We start from the raw sequence: 21,115 nt of genomic DNA on the forward strand, positions 1-21,115 counted from the left end.
CGCGTCACGGAAGGCCGGTCCCCTCGGGGGCCGGCCTTCCGGCGTTTCAGGGCGCGGCTCTCGGATGCCCCGCGCTGCGCGCGCGTTGCCTGCGGCGATGGCGGATGACGAGCATGACCGCGATCGCGAGCAGCACTGCGCCGAGGACCACGAGGATCGGAGCCAGGATCGCGGCGAAGGAGAGCGCGAAGCTGCCTGCATCCTCTGCCGCACTGGCGATCGGCGCGCCGACGCCGGCGGTGGCGCTGTTGATGACGGGGCGCGCAGCGGCCTTGCCGAGATGCACGAGGAGCGCGAGGCCCACGCCGACCGCGATCGGCACCCACTGCGATGAGGTGAAGAACTGCTCGGGGTCGGTGACCGCGACGGTCTCGGCGCCGATGCCCGACGTGAAGGCGAGCCCTCCGGCGGTCGGGCGTACGACGGTCTGCACGAGGTCGTTCACCGAGTCGAGGCCCGGAACCTTGTCGGCGACGAACTCGACGACGAGCAGCACGACGAGGATCAGCAGCACCCACTCGTTCGCGAGCCACGCCCAGGGTGCAGGCAGTTCGACGAGCCCGGTGAACCGGTCGAGTGCGCCGAGGATCACGAGCGGGATCCACGCGTTCAGGCCTGCGGCGAGGGCGAGCCCCGTGCCGGTCAGCAGTTCGAGCATGTCGCCTCCTCATCGAACGAGTCGAGTGTCGCACGGTTAGAGTGGTCACGTGTATCTGATCGGTCTCACCGGCGGCATCGCCTCAGGAAAGTCCACCGTCGCGCGCCGGCTCTACGAGCACGGCGCCGTGCACCTCGACGCCGATGAGCTCGCGCGTCGCGTCGTCGAGCCCGGCACTCCCGGGCTGGCGGCGATCATCGACGAGTTCGGCGACGGCGTGCTGCGCGCCGACGGAACGCTCGACCGCGTGAAGCTCGGCGAGATCGTCTTCAACGACGACGCGGCCCGGGCCCGGTTGAACGCGATCGTGCACCCGGCGGTCCGTGAGCTCTCGGGCCGGCTCATCGCGAAGGCCGAGGCGGAGGACCCCGATGCAGTGGTGGTGTACGACGTGCCGCTCCTCGTCGAGGCATCCGTCGATCACCCCTTCGACCTCGTCGTGGTGACCGATGCGCCGCGCAAGACGCAGGTGAAGCGCCTCGTCGAAGAGCGCGGGCTCGATCTCAATCAGGCGGTGGCACGCGTCGATGCGCAGGTCGACAATACCCGGCGACTCGCGATCGCGGACGTCGTGATCGACACCGACGGGACCCTCGCCCACACGATGAGCCAGACCGACGCGCTCTGGGCCGACCTCGTCGCGCGCCGGGCCGCTCGCGCCTGACGGCTCGTCGGCGGTGGCGGCGATGCAGCTGCGCGGGTGCCGGGGGCCGTCGCGCCGGCGTGCGCCGCGGGCGAACGCCGGCCGCCGTGTCGGTGGGCGAACCTAGACTTGAAGAATGCAGGCCACGCGATCAGTTCGTCCGTTCGAGGTCGTCAGCGAGTACCGACCGAGCGGCGATCAGCCGCAGGCGATCACCGAGCTCGCCGGTCGCATCAATGCCGGTGAGACCGACGTGGTGCTGCTCGGCGCGACGGGCACCGGCAAGTCGGCGACGACCGCGTGGCTCATCGAGCAGGTGCAGCGACCGACGCTCGTGCTCGCGCACAACAAGACCCTCGCGGCCCAGCTCGCCACCGAGTTCCGCGAGCTGCTGCCGAACAACGCGGTCGAGTACTTCGTGTCGTACTACGACTACTACCAGCCCGAGGCCTATGTGCCGCAGACCGACACCTTCATCGAGAAGGACTCCTCGATCAACGCCGAGGTCGAGCGTCTGCGCCACTCGACGACCAACTCGCTGCTGAGCCGTCGTGACGTCGTGGTCGTCTCGACCGTCTCGTGCATCTACGGCCTCGGCACGCCCGAAGAGTACCTCGGCGCGATGATGCCGTTGCAGGTCGGGCAGCGGGTCGACCGCGACTGGCTCATCCGAAAGTTCGTCTCGATGCAGTACCAGCGCAACGATGTCGACTTCTCGCGGGGCAACTTCAGGGTGCGCGGCGACACGATCGAGATCATCCCGATCTACGAAGAGCTCGCCATCCGCATCGAGATGTTCGGCGACGAGATCGAGGCGCTGTACAGTCTCCATCCGCTCACCGGCCAGGTCGTCGCGAAGCTCGACGCGGTGCCGGTGTTCCCCGGCTCCCACTACGTGGCATCCACCGAGGTCATGCAGCGGGCGATCGGCACGATCCGCACCGAACTCGACGAGCGGCTCGCCGAACTCGAGCGCGAGGGCAAGCTGCTCGAGGCGCAGCGGCTGCGCATGCGCACGACCTTCGACCTCGAGATGATGGAGCAGATCGGGTTCTGCTCGGGCATCGAGAACTACTCCCGGCACATCGACGGCCGCCGGCCGGGTGAGGCACCGCACTGCCTGCTCGACTACTTCGCCGACGACTTCCTCGTCGTGATCGACGAGTCGCACGTGACGGTGCCGCAGATCGGAGCTATGTACGAGGGCGACTCCTCGCGCAAGCGCACGCTCGTCGAGCACGGCTTCCGGTTGCCCAGCGCCCTCGACAACCGCCCGCTGAAGTGGAACGAGTTCAAGAACCGCGTCGGGCAGACGGTCTACCTCTCGGCGACGCCCGGCCGGTACGAGATGGGCGTCGCCGACGGCGTCGTCGAGCAGATCATCCGCCCGACGGGCCTCGTCGACCCCCAGATCGTGGTGAAGCCCTCGAAGGGGCAGATCGACGACCTGCTCGAAGAGATCCGCATGCGTGCCGAGCGCGACGAACGCGTGCTCGTCACCACCCTCACGAAGAAGATGGCCGAAGAACTCACCGACTTCCTCACCGAGGCCGGGGTTCGCGTGCGCTATCTGCACTCCGACGTCGACACCCTCCGCCGCGTCGAACTGCTCACCGAGCTGCGCGCGGGCGTCTACGACGTGCTTGTCGGCATCAATCTGCTGCGAGAGGGCCTCGACCTGCCCGAGGTCTCGCTCGTCGCGATCCTCGATGCCGACAAAGAGGGGTTCCTGCGCTCGGCGACCTCGCTCATCCAGACCATCGGCCGCGCGGCGCGCAACGTCTCGGGCGAGGTGCACATGTACGCCGACGTGCTCACCGACTCGATGAACCAGGCGATCGACGAGACCACCAGGCGACGCGAGATGCAGCTCGAGTACAACCGGGTGAACGGCATCGACCCGCAGCCGCTGCGCAAGCGCATCGCCGATATCACCGAGGTGCTCGCACGCGAGGAGGCCGACACCGCGGCGCTGCTCGCGGGTCGCGACGGTCGAAAGAAGTCGCCGGTACCGAACCTCCGCCGTGAGGGTATCGCCGCAGAGGGAGCGAACGATCTCGAAGAGCTCATCCGCGACCTCAACGATCAGATGCTCGAGGCCGCCGGCGAGCTCAAGTTCGAGTTGGCCGCGAGGCTCCGCGACGAGGTGTCCGAACTCAAGCGAGAACTGCGTCAGATGGAGAAGGCCGGACACCTCGGCTGAGTGTTCGCGTCATGCTTCGAGCGCCCCGCGACGGCGCCGGGTGCGTCGATCGAACATATGTTCGCTCAGAGCGCGTGCGGTCGCGCGACGAGTGTCGGTGGTGCTCCTTAGACTCGAAGGGTGCCAGTTTCACGTCTCGATGCCCATTCGCGCCTGAGTGTCCGCGGAGCCCGTGTGCACAACCTGCACAACGTCGACGTCGAGATTCCGCGCGACGCGATGGTGGTGTTCACGGGGCTCTCGGGGTCGGGCAAGTCGTCCCTCGCCTTCGACACGATCTTCGCCGAGGGGCAGCGGCGCTACGTCGAGTCGCTCTCGGCGTACGCCCGCCAGTTCCTCGGGCAGGTCGACCGCCCCGACGTCGATTTCATCGAAGGGCTGAGCCCGGCCGTCTCGATCGACCAGAAGTCGACGAACCGCAACCCCCGCTCGACGGTCGGTACCATCACCGAGATCTACGACTACATGCGACTGCTCTGGGCGCGCATCGGTGTGCCGCACTGCCCGGTCTGCGGCGAGAAGATCCAGCGGCAGACGGTCCAGCAGATCGCCGACCAGCTGATGGAGCTCGAGGCGGGCACACGGTTCCAGGTGCTGAGCCCGGTCGTCTCGAAGAAGAAGGGCGAGTTCGTCGATCTCTTCCGCGAGCTCGCGGCGCAGGGCTATTCCCGTGCCGTCGTCGACGGAGAGATCGTGCGGCTCGACGAACCGCCGAAGCTGAAGAAGCAGGTCAAGCACGACATCTCGGTCGTCGTCGACCGGCTCGTCGCTGGGCCCGAGGTCCTCGGCCGACTCACCGACTCGCTCGAGACCGCGCTGCGGCTCACCGATGGGCTCGTGCAGGTCAACTACGTCGATGAAGATGGCCCCGCGGCGTGGGCCACCTTCTCCGAGAAGCTCTCGTGCCCGAACCAGCACCCCATCCAGCTCACCGAGATCGAGCCGCGCACCTTCTCCTTCAACGCGCCGTTCGGCGCCTGTCCCGAATGCTCGGGCCTCGGCACCCGCATGTCGGTCGACGAGGCGCTGCTGCTGGGCGACCCCGAGTTGAGCATCGCCGAGGGTGTCATCCTGCCGTGGACCTCGCAGGGCAAGAGCCTCTACAACTACTACGAGAAACTGCTCGACGGCCTCGCCCGCGATCTCGGCTTCTCGCTCGACACTCCGTGGGAGCAGCTCGACGAAGACGCGCGCAACGCGGTGCTCCGCGGTGACAACTTCGAGGTCAAGGTGCGTTGGCGCAATCGCTACGGCCGCGAGATGAGCTACAGCTCGGGCTTCGAAGGGGTCGTGCCCTACATCGAGCGGCAGTACCTCCAGGCAGAGACCGATGTGCAGCGTGCACGCTGGTCGGAGTACCTGCGCGAGGTGCCGTGCCCTGTCTGCGACGGCAAGCGGCTGAAGCCCGAGGTGCTCTCGGTGCTCATCCACGACCACAGCATCGCCGATGTCGGACTGCTCAGCCTGACCGACGCCCGTTCCTTCATGGATCGCCTCGAACTCACCGAGCGCGAGCAGAAGATCGGGGCGCAGGTGCTGCGCGAGATCAAGCTCCGGCTCGACTTCCTGATCAGGGTGGGTCTCAGCTACCTCGATCTCGCGCGTGCGGCGGGCACCCTCTCGGGCGGCGAGGCGCAGCGCATCCGGCTCGCGACGCAGATCGGCTCGGGGCTCACCGGCGTGCTCTACGTTCTCGACGAGCCGAGCATCGGGCTGCACCAGCGCGACAACCGACGTCTGATCGACACGCTGATCGCGCTCCGCGATCTCGGCAACACGCTCATCGTCGTCGAGCACGACGAAGACACCATCCGCACGGCCGACTGGATCGTCGACATCGGCCCCGGTGCCGGCGTGAACGGCGGCACGGTGGTGCACTCGGGCAGCTACGCCGAGCTGCTGAAGAACACCCGCTCGCTCACCGGCGACTATCTCTCGGGCCGCCGCGAGATCGCCATCCCGGCGCACCGCCGGGCGATCGACCGCGAGCGCACGATCTCGGTGCAGGGCGCCGAGGCGAACAACCTCCGGGGTGTCGACGTCGAGTTCCCCCTCGGGGTGCTGACGGCCGTCACCGGGGTCAGTGGCTCGGGCAAGTCGTCGCTCGTCAACGACATCCTCTACCGGGTGCTGGCGAACCGTCTCAACGGCGCTCGCAAGGTGCCCGGCAAGCACCGGCGCGTGACGGGCCTCGAGCACCTCGACAAGGTCGTGCACGTCGACCAGGCTCCGATCGGGCGGACGCCGCGATCGAACCCGGCGACCTACACGGGCGTGTTCGACCGCATCCGCACCCTCTTCTCCGAGACCAACGAGGCGAAGGCGCGCGGCTACCTGCCCGGCCGGTTCAGCTTCAACGTCAAGGGCGGCCGTTGCGAGGCGTGCTCGGGCGACGGCACCATCAAGATCGAGATGAACTTCCTCCCCGACGTCTATGTCGCCTGCGAGGTCTGCGCGGGCCAGCGCTACAACCGCGAGACCTTGCAGGTGCACTACAAGGGCAAGAACATCGCCGAGGTGCTCGAGATGCCGATCAGCGAGGCCGCCGAGTTCTTCGAGCCGATCTCCGCGATCCATCGCTACCTCAAGACCCTCGTCGACGTCGGACTCGGGTACGTGCAGCTCGGCCAGAGCGCCACCACACTCTCGGGCGGCGAGGCGCAGCGGGTGAAACTCGCGACCGAGCTGCAGCGTCGGTCGAACGGCCGCAGCGTCTACGTGCTCGACGAGCCGACGACCGGCCTGCACTTCGAAGACGTGCAGAAGCTCCTCAAAGTGCTGGGCAAGCTCGTCGACAAGGGCAACTCGGTGATCGTGATCGAGCATTCGCTCGACGTCATCAAGTCGGCCGACTGGATCATCGACCTCGGACCCGAGGGCGGCTCGGGCGGCGGCCAGATCGTCGCGACGGGAACGCCCGAGCAGGTGGCATCCGCGTCGGAGAGTCACACCGGGTACTTCCTCCGTGAGATCTTCGACGCCGCGGCCGAGCGCGCCGACGTCGCCAGTTGAGGCGATGAGCGCCGCAGCTTCGTACGACCAGAGCGTCCCCTACCGGCCGAAGGCGGGCGAGATTCCGACCGAGCCCGGGGTCTACCGGTTCCGCGACGCCGAGCGCCGTGTGCTCTACGTCGGCAAGGCGAAGAATCTGCGAGCCCGCCTCTCGAACTACTTCGCGCCGCTTCGCAGCCTGCACGAGCGCACGCGGCGCATGGTGACGAGCGCCTCCTCGGTCGAGTGGACGGTCGTCGGCAGCGAAGTCGAGGCGCTGCAACTCGAGATCACGTGGATCAACGAGTTCCACCCGCCGTTCAACGTGCGGTTCAAAGACGACAAGTCGTACCCGTACCTCGCCGTCACCTTGGCCGACGAGGCTCCCCGAGCCTTCGTCACCCGCAACCGCAAGCTGCGTGGGGCGCGCTACTTCGGCCCGTACCCGAAGGTCTGGGCGATCAACGAGACGCTCGAGATCCTGCTCAAGCTCTTTCCCATCCGCACCTGCAAAGACAGCGACTACCGACGGGCGATGGCGAGCGGCAAGCCCTGCTTCGCCGGTCAGATCGGTCGATGCTTCGGCCCGTGCTCCGGCCGGGTCACGGTCGCCGAGCACCGCGAGAACGTCGAACGCTTCGTCGCATTCATGCAGAACCAAGACCGGCGCATCCTCGGTGAGCTCGAGCAGCGGATGCGAGCCGCCGCCGTGGCGCAGGAGTACGAGTCCGCAGCGCGATACCGCGACCGGCTCGTCGCCGCGAACGCCTTCTTCGAGAAGAGTGCGATGGTGCTCGGAGATACGGTCGACCTCGATGTCTTCGGCATCGACCACGATGAACTGTCGGCGGCAGTCCAGCTCTTCATCGTCCGCGGCGGCCGCGTGCGCGGCATCCATTCCTGGACGGTCGACAAGGAGCTCGACGTCCCGCTCGGCGAGCTCGTCGACTCCGTCGTGCAGAACGCGTACGGCGACGCGCTCCGCCCACCTGGCGAGGTCGTCGTCCCCGAGCTTCCCGACGACGCCGCGGCTCTCGAGGCGTGGCTCGGCGATCGAGCTGATCGCAGGGTGCGGCTCAGGGTGGCCCAGCGGGGCGACAAGGCCTCCCTCCTGCAGACTGCGACCCAGAACGCGAAGCAGACGCTCATGCTCTACAAGACTCGGCGCAGCGCCGACTTCACGACGAGATCACGCGCGCTCGAAGACATCCAGGAGGCACTCGGCATGGCCGATGCCCCGCTGCGCATCGAATGCTACGACGTCTCGCACCTCAGCGGCACGAACATCGTCGCTTCGATGGTCGTCTTCGAAGACGGACTGCCGCGAAAAGACGAGTACCGCAGGTTCACGATCCCGAGTTCCACCGACGACACCGATTCCATCCACCAGGTGCTGACCCGTCGGCTCGCCTATCTCTCCGGGGCAGCCGACTCGGAGGCGGAACGTGTCGGGGCCGCCGATGGGCCCGAGGTCCCGGTCGCGCCCGACGCCTCGGGCGCTGCCGACGCGCCTGAGGTGTCGGAGCGCCGGAAGAAGTTCGCCTATCGCCCGAACCTCCTCATCGTCGACGGAGGCCAACCGCAGGTCGCCGCGGCCGCTCGGGCGCTCCGCGAGTCGGGCGTCGAAGGCATCTATCTCTGCGGCATCGCGAAACGTCTCGAGGAGATCTGGACGCCCGAGGCCGAGTTCCCGGTCATCCTGCCTCGCAACAGCGACGCGCTCTTCCTCTTCCAGCGGGTGCGCGATGAGGCGCATCGCTTCGCGATCACCCATCAACGACAGCGTCGCAAGCGCGACATCGGCTCGGTGCTCTCGGAGATCCCGGGGCTCGGGCCATCGCGGGTGAAGGAGCTGCTTCGCCATTTCGGCTCGGTCGCGCGCCTGCGGGCGGCCGATGAGGCGGCGATCGCCGAGGTGAAGGGTGTCGGACCGACGCTCGCCGCGACGGTGCACGCACGACTCCACGCCGACGAAGCCCCGGTGCCCCGATAGGCTTGGACGTCGGCATGCAGAAGGGGGACAGGATGACGGCGGGGGAGCCCGAGGAGCAGGAGATGCTCATCGTCACGGGGATGAGCGGGGCCGGTCGATCCACGGTCGGCAACGCGCTCGAAGACCTGGGCTGGTACGTCGTCGACAACCTGCCGCCGCAGATGCTCCGACCGCTGGTCGAACTGGTCGAGCGCGCCGGCACCTCCCTCCCGCGCATCGCGGCGGTCGTTGACATCCGTGGTCGCGACTTCTTCTCCGAGCTCCAGGAGATCATCCAGGCGCTTCGCGCGGGAGTGAACGTCCGGGTGGTCTTCCTCGACGCGAACGACGCGGTACTCGTGCGCCGATTCGAATCGGTCAGGCGCCCGCATCCGTTGCAGGGCAATGGCACGCTCCTCGACGGCATCGGTGCCGAACGTGCCCGGCTCGCCACGCTTCGCGAAGCCAGCGATTTCGTCGTCGACACCTCCGATCTCAACATCCACCAGCTCGCGAACCTCGTGACCGAGACCTTCGCCGGGGCCGACCACGCAGGCCTCCGGGTGACGATGCAGAGTTTCGGATTCAAGTACGGCGCACCCACCGACGCCGACCTCATCGCCGACGCCCGGTTTCTGCCGAACCCGTTCTGGAATCCTGAACTCCGCCATCTCACCGGTGAAGACGCCGCCGTGAGCGAGTTCGTGCTCGCCCAGCCCGGTGCCATGGAATTCCTGGAAGCCTACGCACGTGCGCTCGAACCCGTGATGGCCGGCTACCAACGAGAGAACAAGCGACACGCGACGATCGCGATCGGCTGCACGGGCGGCAAGCACCGCTCCGTCGCCATGGTCCGCGAACTCTCGGAGCGCGTCGCAAAGCTGCCCGGCGTCGTCGTGAGCGTCAAGCATCGCGACCTCGGTCGCGAATGACGCAGGGTCCCCGCAACACAGATTGGATGACGAGGTGGCATTGACCGCTGATGTGAAAGAAGAACTCGCCCTGGTCGAGGTCTCGAAGACGAGTGTCCGCATCGCCGAGCTCGCCTCGGTGCTGCGTTTCGCGGGTGGACTCCACATCATCTCGAATCGCATCGCGATCGAGGCCGAGCTCGACTCCAAGAACGTCGCGCGGCGTGTGACGCGCGACCTGGGCGAGATCTACGGGGTCCGCCCCGACGTCTCGGTCGTCGCCCCGGCCGGGGTGCGGCGCACCAACAATTACCTCGTACGCATCCTCGAGGGCGGTGAGACCCTCGCCCGGCAGACCGGTCTGCTCGACGCGCGGCGCCGCCCGGTGCGGGGTCTTCCGAACAAGCTGACCACGGGGTCGCGCGACGAGGTCGCGGCGATCTGGCGTGGCGCGTTCCTCGCACAGGGGAGCCTCACCGACCCCGGTCGTTCGGCGGCACTCGAAGTGACCTGCCCGGGAAACGAGACCGCGATGGCGCTCGTCGGTGCCGCAGGCCGTCTGGGCATCGCGGCGAAGGCGCGCGAGGTGCGCGGTGTGCACCGCGTGGTCATCCGGGACGGCGAGGCGATCAGCGCGATGCTCGCGGCGATGGGCGCGAGCACGACCGTGCGCAACTGGGAGGAGTTGCGCCAGCGCCGCGAGGTGCGTGCGACCGCGAATCGTCTCGTCAACTTCGACGACGCCAACCTGCGCCGGTCGGCCCAGGCGGCGGTTGCGGCCTGCGCCCGCGTGGAGCGCGCGATGGAACTCCTCGGCGACGGAATCCCCGACCACCTGAAGTACGCGGGCGAACTGCGTCTCGCGCACCGCGAGGCGAGTCTCGACGAGCTCGGTCACCACGCCGACCCTCCCATGACGAAGGATGCGGTCGCCGGACGGATCCGGCGCCTGCTCGCAATGGCCGACAAGCGCGCCGCCGATCTCGGGGTGCCGGGCACCGAGGCGAGCCTGCCCGCCGACCTCGACGAGGTCTGATCCGGCGAACCCCGTCACACGGCGACGCGATCCCGGGTCCATCCCGGCACGCCTCGGCCGTGCGGGCATAGACTCGGGAATGCCGCCGCGGAGATCCGGGGAGACGCCCGGGTGCCCCGGCGCACCTGACAAGGAGAAGCAATGGCTGACTACACCCTCCCCGATCTCGCCTACGATTACGCGGCGCTCGAGCCGGCGATCAGCGGCACGATCATGGAGCTGCACCACTCGAAGCACCACCAGGCCTATGTGACCGGTGCGAACACGGCACTCGCGCAGCTCGCCGAAGCGCGTGACTCGGGCAACCTCGCGAACGTGAACAAGCTCGAGAAGGACCTCGCGTTCAACCTCGGCGGGCACGTCAACCACTCGATCTTCTGGACGAACCTCTCGCCCGAGGGCGGCGACCAGCCGACCGGCGAGCTCGCTGCGGCGATCGACGATCACTTCGGTTCGTTCGAGAAGTTCACGGCCCACTTCACCGCCACGGCGCTCGGCGTGCAGGGTTCGGGCTGGGCGGTCCTCGCGTGGGATTCCCTCGGTCAGCGCCCGATCATCGCGCAGTTCTTCGATCAGCAGGGCAACCTCCCGGCGGGCCTCGTGCCGCTCCTCATGCTCGACGTCTGGGAGCACGCGTACTACCTCGACTACAAGAACGTGCGGGCCGATTACGTCAAGGCATTCTGGTCGATCGTGAACTGGGAGAACGTCCAGCAGCGCTTCACCGCAGCTGGTGAGAAGACCTCAGGGCTGCTGCTACTGTCGTAAAACGGATGGTGTCCTCGGACTCGTCCGGGGACACCGTCGTCCGATCAGTCCACCCGTGCATCGGCGCTGTTCGCGCCACGTCATCCAGGAGACATCTGTGTCTGTAAAGATCGGCATCAACGGCTTCGGCCGCATCGGCCGCAACTACCTCCGCGCGGCACTCGCCCAGGGCGCCGACCTCGAGATCGTCGCGGTGAACGACCTCACCGACAACAAGACCCTCGCACACCTCCTGAAGTACGACTCGATCACGGGCCGGCTCGACGCGACGGTCGATTACGACGACGACAGCATCATCGTCAACGGCACCGCGATCAAGGCCTTCTCGGAGCGCGACCCCGCGAACCTACCCTGGGGCGAGCTCGGCGTCGATATCGTGATCGAGTCGACCGGCTTCTTCACGAAGGCGGCCGATGCGCGAAAGCACCTCGAGGCCGGGGCGAAGAAGGTGCTGATCTCCGCTCCCGCCACCGACGAGGACGCCACCTTCGTGATCGGCGTCAACGAGCAGGACTACGAGCCCGAGCGCCACCACATCATCTCGAACGCCTCGTGCACGACGAACTGCCTCGCGCCCCTGGCGAAGGTGTTCAACGACGCGTTCGGCATCGAGCGCGGCCTCATGACGACGGTTCACGCGTACACGGCCGACCAGAACCTCCAGGACGGCCCCCACAAGGATCTCCGTCGCGCCCGTGCCGCCGCGCTCAACATCGTGCCGACCTCGACCGGTGCAGCCAAGGCCATCGGCCTCGTGCTGCCCGAGCTCGTCGGCAAGCTCGATGGCTTCGCGCTCCGCGTGCCCGTGCCCACCGGGTCGATCACCGACCTGACCGTGACCTCCTCGCGACCGGTGACGGTCGACGAGGTCAAGGCCGCCTACAAGGCCGCCGCCGAGGGGTCCCTGAAGGGAATCCTCAAGTACACCGAGGACGAGATCGTCTCGAGCGACATCGTCTCCGACCCGCACTCGTCGATTTTCGACGCCGGCCTCGTCCGCGTCATCGGCGACCAGGTGAAGCTCTCCGCCTGGTACGACAACGAGTGGGGCTACTCCAACCGTCTCGTCGACCTGACCGAGTACGTCGCCGACCGTCTCTGAAAGCGAACTGAATGACCCTGCGAACGATCGAATCCCTCGGTCCGCTCGCCGGCAAGCGCGTCGTCGTCCGTTGTGATCTCAATGTCCCCCTGCGGGACGGGGTCATCACGGACGACGGCCGCGTGCGGGCGTCGGTCCCCACCATCCAGGCTCTTCTCGGGCAGGGCGCCCGCGTGATCGTGGTCTCCCACCTCGGTCGCCCCGAAGGCGCCCCCGACGAGCGCTACAGCCTCGCCCCGGTCGCGGTGCGGCTCGGCGAGCTGCTCGACGCCCCGGTCGCCTTCGCGAGCGACACCGTCGGCGAGGATGCCACGGCCAAGGCCGCCGCCCTCGCCGACGGCGAGGTGCTCGTACTCGAGAACCTGCGGTTCAATCCGGGCGAGACTTCGAAGAACGAGGCCGAGCGCACCGCCTTCGCGGGTGAACTCGCGGCCTTCGCCGATGCGGTCGTCTCCGACGGCTTCGGCGTCGTGCACCGCAAGCAGGCGAGCGTCTACGAGCTCGCCGAGCTGCGCCCGAGCGCCGCCGGCCTCCTCATCGCGGCCGAGCTCGACGTGCTCGATCGCCTCACCGAGAACCCCGAGCGCCCGTACACGGTCGTCCTCGGCGGCTCGAAGGTCTCCGACAAGCTCGGCGTCATCGCACATCTGCTCCCGCGCGTCGACCGCCTCCTCATCGGCGGCGGCATGCTGTTCACCTTCCTCGCGGCCCAGGGCCACAGGGTCGCCTCGAGCCTGCTCGAGGCCGACCAGATCGACACGGTGAAGGGGTACCTCGCCGAAGCCGCCGAACGAGGCGTCGAACTGGTGCTGCCGAGCGACGTGGTCGTCGCGGCCGCCTTCTCGGCCGACGCCGACCACGTGGTCGCCCAGGCGGACGCGATCGAAGACACGCCGTTCGGGGCATCCGGCCTGGGGCTCGACATCGGGCCCGACACGGCCGCGGCCTTCGCCGCGCAGGTGCGCGACTCGAAGACGGTGTTCTGGAACGGCCCGATGGGTGTTTTCGAGCTGGCTCCGTACGCCGCGGGCACCCGCGCGGTCGCGGAGGCACTCACCGAGGTCGACGGCCTCAGCGTCGTCGGCGGCGGCGACTCGGCCGCGGCCGTGCGCCAGCTCGGATTCGCCGATGACCGATTCGGACACATCTCGACGGGCGGGGGCGCGAGCCTCGAGTTCCTCGAAGGAAAGAAGCTCCCCGGACTGGAGGTCCTCGGATGGCAGTGAAGCGCACCCCGTTCATCGCGGGCAACTGGAAGATGAACCTCGACCACCTGCAGTCGATAGCGTTCGTGCAGAAGCTCGCCTGGGCACTCGCCGACGCGAAGCACGACTTCGCCGACGCGGAGGTCGCGGTGTTCCCGCCGTACACCGATCTGCGCAGTGTGCAGACGCTGGTCGCGGCCGACTCGCTGCCGATCGGCTACGGCGCGCAGGACCTCTCGAAGCACGACTCGGGCGCCTACACCGGCGAGATCTCGGGCGCGTTCCTGAAGCAGCTCGACTGCGGCTACGTGATCATCGGCCACTCCGAGCGCCGCACGCTGCACGCCGAGACCGATGCCGACGTCAACGCGAAGGTCGTCGCCGCGCACCGCCACGGCCTCGTGCCTGTGCTCTGCGTCGGTGAGACGGCCGAAGACCTCGAGCAACACGGCGCGAGTGCCGTGCCCGTCGCGCAGCTGCGCGCTGCGCTCGAGGGCGTCGACGCCGCGAAGGGGCTCGTCGTCGCGTACGAGCCCGTGTGGGCGATCGGCTCCGGCCAGGCGGCGACACCGGCCCAGGCCGAGCAGGTGGCCGCGGCGCTTCGCGCGGTCCTTGCGGAGATCGCGGGGGAGGAGATCGCCGCAGCCACACGGATCCTCTACGGCGGCTCGGTGAAGGCGGCGAACATCGCCTCGTTCCTCAGGGAGCCGAACGTCGACGGCGCACTCGTCGGCGGCGCGAGCCTCGATATCGACGAGTTCTCGAGCATCGTCCGCTTCAAGAAGCACGTCGGCGCGTGACTCGATCGGGGCGGGGCGAGTCGCCCCGCCCCGAAGATCAGCCCGGCTGCACTCGGCTGTGCTGATAGTCTGATTGGCGGCATCGACCCCCTGCGTCGTGCCCGGAAAGGTTCACCGTGGAGATTCTCCAGGTCGTCCTGCAGGTGCTGCTCGGTCTCACGAGCCTCCTGCTGACGCTGCTCATCCTGCTGCACAAGGGCCGCGGTGGCGGTCTGTCCGACATGTTCGGCGGCGGCGTCACCTCGAGCCTCGGCGCCTCCGGCGTCGCCGAGCGCAACCTGAACCGCATCACGGTGATCCTGGGGTTGATCTGGGTCACCTGCATCGTGGTGCTCGGGCTGATCACCAAGTTCGACGCCGGCATCTGACGAGGAGACGAGATGGCATCAGGCAACAGCGCCATTCGCGGCTCCCGTGTCGGGGCCGGTCCGATGGGCGAACAAGACCGGGGCTTCCACGCCGATCGGGTCGCCGTCAGCTACTGGGACGCCCAGGGCAATGAGACCGTGCGTTATTTCGCGGCGAGCCTCCCCGATGAAGAGATCCCCGCGGTCATCGACAGCCCGTCGACCGGACTTCCGGCCGGCCGCGACCGTGAGAACCCGCCGTCGGTGTCGAAGCTCGAACCCTACAAGACGCACCTCGCCTATGTGAAGGAGCGCCGCACCGAAGACGAGGCGGCCGCCCTGCTCGACGATGCGCTCACCCAGCTTCGGGCCCGCCGCGGGCAGGCGCCGAAAGACTGACCACCGGTCGCGAGACCGACGACGAGAGCGGGGCGGGCCGAAAGGCCCGCCCCGCTCTCGTCGTCGGCCCGTGGGCTGCGACGCTCAGTAGTCGCGGGCGATGAGCGCCTCGGGCACCTCGGCGGCCGCATCGCCGTCGACGAAGAACACGGTGCGGCGACGCCCCTTGATCCCGGCGACGGGCACCTCGTCGCGGCTCGCACCCGCGAGCGCGAGGCCCAGCGCGGAGGCCTTGTCGGCGCCGGCGAGCACCATCCACACCCGCTGCGAACTGTTGATCACCGGGCGAGTGAGACTGAGCCGCTCGGGCGGGGGCTTCGGCGATTCGCGGACTGCGATGACCGTCTGATCGGTGACCCCGATACCCGAGCGGTGCGGGAAGAGCGAGGCGATGTGTCCGTCGGGACCGACACCGAGGAAGGTGATGTCGAACACCGGGTGCGGGAGCCCTTCGCCGGCGTGTTCGGCGAGTTCCTCCGCGTAGGCCGCTGCGGCGTCGTCGAGCGTGAGGCCCGAGTCGGACGCGGGGAACGGATGCAGGTTCGAAGTGGGAAGGTCGAGGTCGTCGAGCAGCGCGTCGTGCGACTGCCGATCATTTCGGTCGGGATGGCCCGCGGGCACCCACCGCTCATCTCCCCACCAGAAGTGGACGCGTGACCAGTCGATCGACATGCGCGCGGGCGAGGAGGCGACCGCTTCGAGCACGGCCGACCCCATCGAGCCGCCGGTGAGCACGATGTGCACGAGCGGTTGCGCGTCGAGCAGGTCGAGCGTCTTCGTGATGAACCGGGCTGCCACCGCCCCGGCGAGCGTGGCTTTGTCGGGGTGCACGAGCACCCGCCGTTCGTTCGTCACGCAGTGACCTCCTGGGCTCCGTCGAGGAGCGCCAGCCCCTTCGCGATCACTTCACCGTACAGCTCGTCGGGGTCGAGCCGGCGCAGCTCGTCGGCGAGGCAGTCGCGGAGACTGCGCCGCGGGAGCGCGAGATCGTGGAGCGGCTGGCCGGGCTGGCGGAGCGTCGCGATACCGGGCACGTCGCGGACGAGCTCGACCACTCCGCTCGCCCGTTCGAGTCGCACGCCGTGGATGCCGTGGGAGCCGTCTTCGACCGGGGTGAGTTCGACGCCGGTCGCGCAGCGCAGCTGAAGACGAAGCCAAGCCCCGAGCAGCGTCGTCGACGGCGAATCGATCGCGCCGCTCACGTGCACGTTCGTGATCGACTCGTACGGCGGCTGATCGAGCACGGCGGCCAGCTGGGCGCGCCACAGGGTGAGCCGTGTCCACGCGAAATCGGCGTCGCCGGGGGTGTAGCTGTCGGCGAGAGTGTGCAGCGCAGCCTGCGGGTCGGGCTGCGCCGAGGCATCCGTGATGCGTCGTTGTGCAATGCGGCCGAGCGGCGAACGACCGGGGACTGCGGGCGCTGCCCCGGGCCACCAGGTGACGACCGGGGCATCCGGGAGCAGGAGACCCATCACGAGGCTCTCCTCGTCGCGGGCGGCATCGCCGCTCGCGCGGAGCACGATGACCTCGCTCGCGCCGGCGTCGCCGCCGACCCTGATCTCCGCGTCGACGCGGGGCGCGACGGCGGCGGTCTCGGTGCCGGGTTCGGTCGAGACGACGATGACGCGCATCGGGTGTTCACGGGACGCGTCGTTCGCCGCCTCGATCGCCTCCTCCTCCTGGCCGGGGGAGGTGGCGATGACGAGCGTGAGCACCCGGCCGAGCGCGACGACGCCGCCGTCCTCGCGGATCTTGACGAGGGCCTTCGAGACCTGGCTGGTCGTGGTGTCGGGAAGTTCGACGATCATGGGCGCCTCCAGCTCCGTCCGTCTCGTGCAAGCAGCTCGTCGGCCGAGCTCGGACCCCACGTGCCGGGGCGGTACTGCTCGGGCTGCCCTTGGGTCGCCCAGAACTCCTCGATCGGATCGAGGATCTTCCAGCTGAGCTCGACCTCCTCCTGGCGGGGGAAGAGCGGCGGGTCGCCGAGCAGCACGTCGAGGATGAGGCGTTCGTACGCCTCGGGGCTGGCCTCGGTGAAGGCGTGTCCATAGCCGAAGTCCATGGTGACGTCGCGCACCTGCATGCCCGCCCCCGGCACCTTCGACCCGAACCTGATGGTGACGCCCTCGTCGGGCTGCACTCGGATCACGAGTGCGTTCTGGCCCAGCTCGGACGTCTGGCTGTCGGCGAAGACCTGTTGCGGCGCTCGCTTGAAGACGATCGCGATCTCGGTGACGCGGCGACCGAGCCGCTTGCCGGCGCGGAGGTAGAAGGGCACGCCCGCCCAGCGGCGGGTGCCGATGAGGAGCTTCATGGCCGCGTAGGTCTCGGTCGTCGACTCGGGGTTCATGCCGTCTTCGTCGAGGAAGCCGATGACCTTCTCGCCTCCCTGCCATCCGCCCGCGTACTGCCCGCGGGCGGTGCCCGTGGCGAGGTCCTCGGGCAAGCGCACGGCGGCGAGGATCTTCTCCTTCTCGGCACGCAGATCCGCTGCGTCGAACGAGATCGGCTCCTCCATCGCGGTGAGCGCGAGCAGCTGCAGCAGGTGGTTCTGGATGACGTCCCTGGCCGCGCCGATGCCGTCGTAGTAGCCGGCCCGCCCGCCGACGCCGATGTCCTCGGCCATGGTGATCTGCACGTGGTCGACGAAGTTCGCGTTCCAGATGGGCTCGTACAACTGATTGGCGAACCGCAGCGCGAGGATGTTCTGCACCGTCTCCTTGCCGAGATAGTGGTCGATGCGGAACACCGAATCGGGCGGGAAGACGCTCGCCACGACGTCGTTGAGCTCGCGCGCCGTCTGCAGGTCGGAGCCGAAGGGCTTCTCGATGACGACGCGGCGCCACTGGCCGTCGCGCTGCTCGGTGAGACCCGAGCGCTTGAGCTGCTCGGTGACGAGCGGGAACGACTTCGGCGGGATCGACAGGTAGAACGCATGGTTGCCCATCGTTCCGCGCTGCGCGTCGAGTTCCTGGACGACGTCACGCAGGCGGTCGAACGCCGCATCGTCGTCGAAGGTGCCGGTGACGAATCGGACGCCACGTGCGAGCTGCTGCCAGACGTCCTCGCGGAATTCGGTGCGGGCGTACTGCTTCACCGAGTCGTGCACCACCTGTGCGAAGTCCTGATCGGCCCAATCGCGGCGCGCGAAGCCCACGAGCGCGAAGCCCGGGGGCAGGAGCCCCCGGTTCGCGAGATCGTAGACCGCGGGCATCAGCTTCTTGCGCGACAGGTCGCCCGTGACGCCGAAGATGATGAGGCTCGAAGGCCCCGCGATGCGATTGAGTCGGTAGTCCTTCGGTGACCGGAGCGGGTTGTGCTGCGCCGAGATCTCTGCCGAAGTCAATTCGGGTCCTTTCGTCGGTCAGCCGACCGCGTCGACGAGCACCGGGATGTTCGCGGCCGGGTCGGTGAGCGTCAACGTGAGCACGGGGCGACCGTGCTCGGCGAGGACGCTCGCGTCGCCGGATGCCTGAGCCGCGATGAGTTCGCCGAAGGTGAACGGGCGCTCGGGGATGGCGAGGTCGGAGGCCGGCGCCTGCGTGATCTGGAGGAATACGCCCACCGCGGGACCGCCCTTGTGGAACTGACCGGTCGAGTGGAGGAACCTGGGCCCCCAGCCGAAGGTGACCGGTCGCCCGGCGCGTGCCGCGAGGAGCTCGCGCAGTCTCGCCAGCTCGGGGTGCGCGACGCGGTCGACGTAGGCCTGCACCGAGAGGTACCCGTTCGCCGGGAGCTCTTCGAGGAGCACCTCGATCGCCGAGACCAGGTCGCTCGACGCGCCGATGACCTCGGGCGTTCCGCGGACCTCGATGCCGTCGGCCACGAAGGCGGCGGGCTCGGGCGCCGGGCGTGCATCGAGCAGGCCGCGCGCGGCGATCTTCGCCGACTCGACGTCGGGCTGATCGAAGGGATTGATGCCGAGGAGGCGACCCGCGACGACCGTCGCGTACTCCCAGACGAGCAGCTGTGCGCCGAGCGTGCCGGAGACGAGGATGTCGTTCGAGTCGTCGCGACGGAAGAGCTCCTCGCCCGCGTCGTCGACGAGGCGCACGAGTTGCAGATCGGACAGCGCCTCGCCGAGCTCGGGGGCGGTGGTCTCGAGCACGACCGGCAGGATGCCCGTGCCCTCTTTGCCCGTCGATTCGGCGATGAGCTGCTCGGCCCAGTCCGCGAAGCCCACGATGTGGGTGCCGTCGGCGATGATGCCGAGCTTGTCGCGAAGCGGCGCAGTCGCGGCGATCGCGGCGCCGAGGACGAGGCCCGGATTCTCTTCCGTGTCGATGGCGAGCGTGAGCTCGATCGTCTCGGCCTCGTCGAGGATCTCGGCGATGTCGACGCCGGCGAGGCCCGAGGGCACGAGACCGAACGCGGTGAGGGCGGAGTAGCGGCCGCCGACGTTCGGGTCGGCGTTGAACACGCGGTACCCGGCGGCGCGCGCCGACCCGTCGAGCGGCGAGCCGGGATCGGTGACGACGACGATGCGCGAGGCGGGGTCGATGCCCGCGTCGCGGAAGGCCTGCTCGTAGGCCCGGCGCTGGCTGTCGGTCTCGACGGTCGAACCCGACTTCGAGGAGATCACGAGCGCGGTCGTGGCCAGACGGTCGGAGAGGGCGGCGCGCACCTGTCCGGGCTCGGTCGAGTCGAGCACCGTGAGATCGACCCGTGCGGTGCGGGTGATGACCTCGGGGGCGAGCGAGGAGCCGCCCATTCCGCCGAGCACGATGTGGTCGACCCCGGCGGTCTCGAGTTCGACGCGGAGCGCTTCGATCTCGGCGACGAGGGGGCGCGAGATCGCGACCGCCTCCGTCCAGCCGAGTCGCTTCGCGGCCTCCTCTTCGGCGGCCGGGCCCCAGAGGGCCGGGTCCTGCCCGGTGATGCCGCTGGCGACGAGGTCGGCGACCAGCCCGGGGACGGTGCGGCGCACCGCGTCGGCGGAGGCGCCGCCGACCGAGATGCGGAAGCTCATCGTGCGGCCTCCAGCGCGATGCGCACGCTGTCGAGGAGCTCGCCCCATGACACGATGAACTTGTCGACACCCTCGTTCTCGAGGAGGAGGGTGACGTCGTCGTAGTCGACGCCGACGGAGGCGAGCGCATCGAGCACCGAGCCTGCGGCGGCATACGCGGCGGTCACGGTGTCGCCCTCGATCACGCCGTGGTCGAAGGTCGCCTCGAGTGTCTTCTCGGGCATCGTGTTGACGACGCCCTCGGCGACGAGCTCGGTGACGTAGAGCGTGTCGGGCAGCGCAGGGTCCTTCACACCGGTCGAGGCCCACAGGGGACGCTGCTTGTTCGCGCCGGCGGCGAGGAGCGCTGCGGCCCGCTCGCCCGCGAACTGCTGCTCGAAGAGCTCGTAGGCCAGGCGTGCGTTCGCGACGCCGGCCTTGTTCTTCAGCGCGAGCGCCGCATCGGTGCCGATCGCCGTCAGGCGCTTGTCGATCTCGGTGTCGACGCGCGAGACGAAGAACGACGCGACCGAGTGGATCGTCGACAGGTCGTGGCCGGCGGCCTGCGCCTGCTCGAGGCCCGAGAGGTAGGCGTCGATGACCTCGCGGTAGCGGTCGAGGCTGAAGATGAGGGTCACGTTCACGCTGATGCCTGCGCCGATCGTGGCGGTGATCGCCTCGAGGCCCTCGGCGGTGGCGGGGATCTTGATCATCGCGTTGGGGCGGTCGACCTTGGCCCAGAGGGCCTTCGCCTCGGCGATGGTGCCTGCGGTGTCGCGGGCGAGGCCGGGAGCGACCTCGATCGACACGCGGCCGTCGTACCCGTGCGAGCGGTCGTAGACCTCGCGGAACACGTCGGCGGCGTCGCGGACGTCGTCGGTCGTGATCTCGAAGACCGCGGTGTCGACGTCGGCGCCTGCGGCGGCGAGCGAGTGGAGCTGCTCGGCGTAGCCGTCGCCCTTCGCGAGCGCTCCGGCGAAGATCGTCGGGTTCGTGGTCACGCCGACGACATCGCGTTCGGCGATGAGGCGGGCGAGGTCGCCCGAGGCGATGCGCTCGCGCGAAAGGTCGTCGAGCCAGATGCTGACGCCGGCCTCGGAGAGGGCGGCGGTGGGGGAGGTGGTCATGGGGA

General features: G+C 68.7%; 18 protein-coding genes. 12 read left to right on the forward strand and 6 right to left on the reverse strand.

The window, feature by feature from the left end; all coding sequences use genetic code 11:
- Positions 1–46 precede the first annotated feature (46 nt).
- Positions 47–658: a DUF4126 domain-containing protein gene (locus tag H516_RS0101900; protein ID WP_022888034.1), complete on the reverse strand. Its 612-nt coding sequence runs from the start codon at positions 656–658 to the stop codon at positions 47–49.
- Between the two features lie 49 nt (positions 659–707).
- Between H516_RS0101900 and coaE the strand changes: the two genes are divergently transcribed.
- From coaE to H516_RS0101960, 12 genes are all read left to right on the forward strand, one after another.
- On the forward strand, positions 708–1,322 hold the full coding sequence (coaE, locus tag H516_RS0101905; RefSeq protein ID WP_022888035.1) for a dephospho-CoA kinase: 615 nt from the start codon (positions 708–710) through the stop codon (positions 1,320–1,322).
- A 115-nt stretch (positions 1,323–1,437) separates the two neighbouring features.
- Entirely contained in the window at positions 1,438–3,504 is a 2,067-nt protein-coding gene (gene uvrB / locus H516_RS0101910; RefSeq protein ID WP_022888036.1) for an excinuclease ABC subunit UvrB, read from the forward strand.
- Positions 3,505–3,624: 120 nt separating this feature from the next.
- Positions 3,625–6,516: an excinuclease ABC subunit UvrA gene (uvrA, locus tag H516_RS0101915; protein WP_022888037.1), complete on the forward strand. Its 2,892-nt coding sequence runs from the start codon at positions 3,625–3,627 to the stop codon at positions 6,514–6,516.
- Positions 6,517–6,520: 4 nt separating this feature from the next.
- Positions 6,521–8,488, forward strand: coding sequence for an excinuclease ABC subunit UvrC (uvrC, locus tag H516_RS0101920; protein WP_022888038.1), 1,968 nt, complete (start codon positions 6,521–6,523; stop codon positions 8,486–8,488).
- Positions 8,489–8,520: 32 nt separating this feature from the next.
- Positions 8,521–9,399, forward strand: a complete 879-nt coding sequence (rapZ, locus tag H516_RS0101925) for an RNase adapter RapZ (protein WP_022888039.1) — start codon at positions 8,521–8,523, stop codon at positions 9,397–9,399.
- A gap of 34 nt (positions 9,400–9,433) precedes the next feature.
- Positions 9,434–10,414 carry a DNA-binding protein WhiA gene (gene whiA, locus H516_RS0101930; protein ID WP_026378304.1) on the forward strand — a complete coding sequence of 327 codons (981 nt, stop codon included), beginning with the start codon at positions 9,434–9,436 and terminating at the stop codon, positions 10,412–10,414.
- A gap of 141 nt (positions 10,415–10,555) precedes the next feature.
- Complete coding sequence (locus H516_RS0101935; protein WP_022888041.1) at positions 10,556–11,182, forward strand: superoxide dismutase; 627 nt, start codon at positions 10,556–10,558, stop codon at positions 11,180–11,182.
- Positions 11,183–11,279: 97 nt separating this feature from the next.
- Positions 11,280–12,284: a type I glyceraldehyde-3-phosphate dehydrogenase gene (gene gap / locus H516_RS0101940; RefSeq protein WP_022888042.1), complete on the forward strand. Its 1,005-nt coding sequence runs from the start codon at positions 11,280–11,282 to the stop codon at positions 12,282–12,284.
- A gap of 11 nt (positions 12,285–12,295) precedes the next feature.
- On the forward strand, positions 12,296–13,510 hold the full coding sequence (locus H516_RS0101945; protein WP_022888043.1) for a phosphoglycerate kinase: 1,215 nt from the start codon (positions 12,296–12,298) through the stop codon (positions 13,508–13,510).
- A complete protein-coding gene (gene tpiA / locus H516_RS0101950) occupies positions 13,501–14,289 on the forward strand; it encodes a triose-phosphate isomerase (RefSeq protein WP_022888044.1) in 789 nt (262 codons plus the stop codon). Before H516_RS0101945 ends, tpiA begins: the two co-directional genes overlap by 10 nt.
- A gap of 116 nt (positions 14,290–14,405) precedes the next feature.
- Complete coding sequence (secG, locus tag H516_RS0101955; RefSeq protein ID WP_022888045.1) at positions 14,406–14,657, forward strand: preprotein translocase subunit SecG; 252 nt, start codon at positions 14,406–14,408, stop codon at positions 14,655–14,657.
- Positions 14,658–14,669: 12 nt separating this feature from the next.
- Entirely contained in the window at positions 14,670–15,035 is a 366-nt protein-coding gene (locus H516_RS0101960; protein ID WP_022888046.1) for an RNA polymerase-binding protein RbpA, read from the forward strand.
- Positions 15,036–15,119: 84 nt separating this feature from the next.
- Here the strand turns inward: H516_RS0101960 and pgl are convergent, their stop codons facing one another.
- Genes pgl through tal form a run of 5 tightly spaced genes read right to left on the reverse strand, consistent with a single transcriptional unit; the run spans position 15,120 to position 21,110 of the window.
- A complete protein-coding gene (pgl, locus tag H516_RS0101965; protein WP_022888047.1) occupies positions 15,120–15,890 on the reverse strand; it encodes a 6-phosphogluconolactonase in 771 nt (256 codons plus the stop codon).
- Positions 15,887–16,843 (reverse strand): glucose-6-phosphate dehydrogenase assembly protein OpcA, encoded by a 957-nt coding sequence (locus H516_RS0101970; protein WP_022888048.1) that lies wholly within the window; start codon positions 16,841–16,843, stop codon positions 15,887–15,889. The genes pgl and H516_RS0101970 overlap by 4 nt, the downstream gene beginning before the upstream one ends.
- Positions 16,840–18,381, reverse strand: a complete 1,542-nt coding sequence (zwf, locus tag H516_RS0101975) for a glucose-6-phosphate dehydrogenase (RefSeq protein WP_022888049.1) — start codon at positions 18,379–18,381, stop codon at positions 16,840–16,842. The genes H516_RS0101970 and zwf overlap by 4 nt, the downstream gene beginning before the upstream one ends.
- An 18-nt stretch (positions 18,382–18,399) precedes the next feature.
- Complete coding sequence (locus H516_RS0101980; RefSeq protein WP_022888050.1) at positions 18,400–20,004, reverse strand: glucose-6-phosphate isomerase; 1,605 nt, start codon at positions 20,002–20,004, stop codon at positions 18,400–18,402.
- Positions 20,001–21,110, reverse strand: coding sequence for a transaldolase (gene tal / locus H516_RS0101985; RefSeq protein ID WP_022888051.1), 1,110 nt, complete (start codon positions 21,108–21,110; stop codon positions 20,001–20,003). Before tal ends, H516_RS0101980 begins: the two co-directional genes overlap by 4 nt.
- Positions 21,111–21,115: the final 5 nt, after the last annotated feature.

Origin of the sequence: Agromyces italicus DSM 16388, from assembly GCF_000421545.1 — a bacterium.
In the GTDB taxonomy this organism is placed as follows: domain Bacteria; phylum Actinomycetota; class Actinomycetes; order Actinomycetales; family Microbacteriaceae; genus Agromyces; species Agromyces italicus.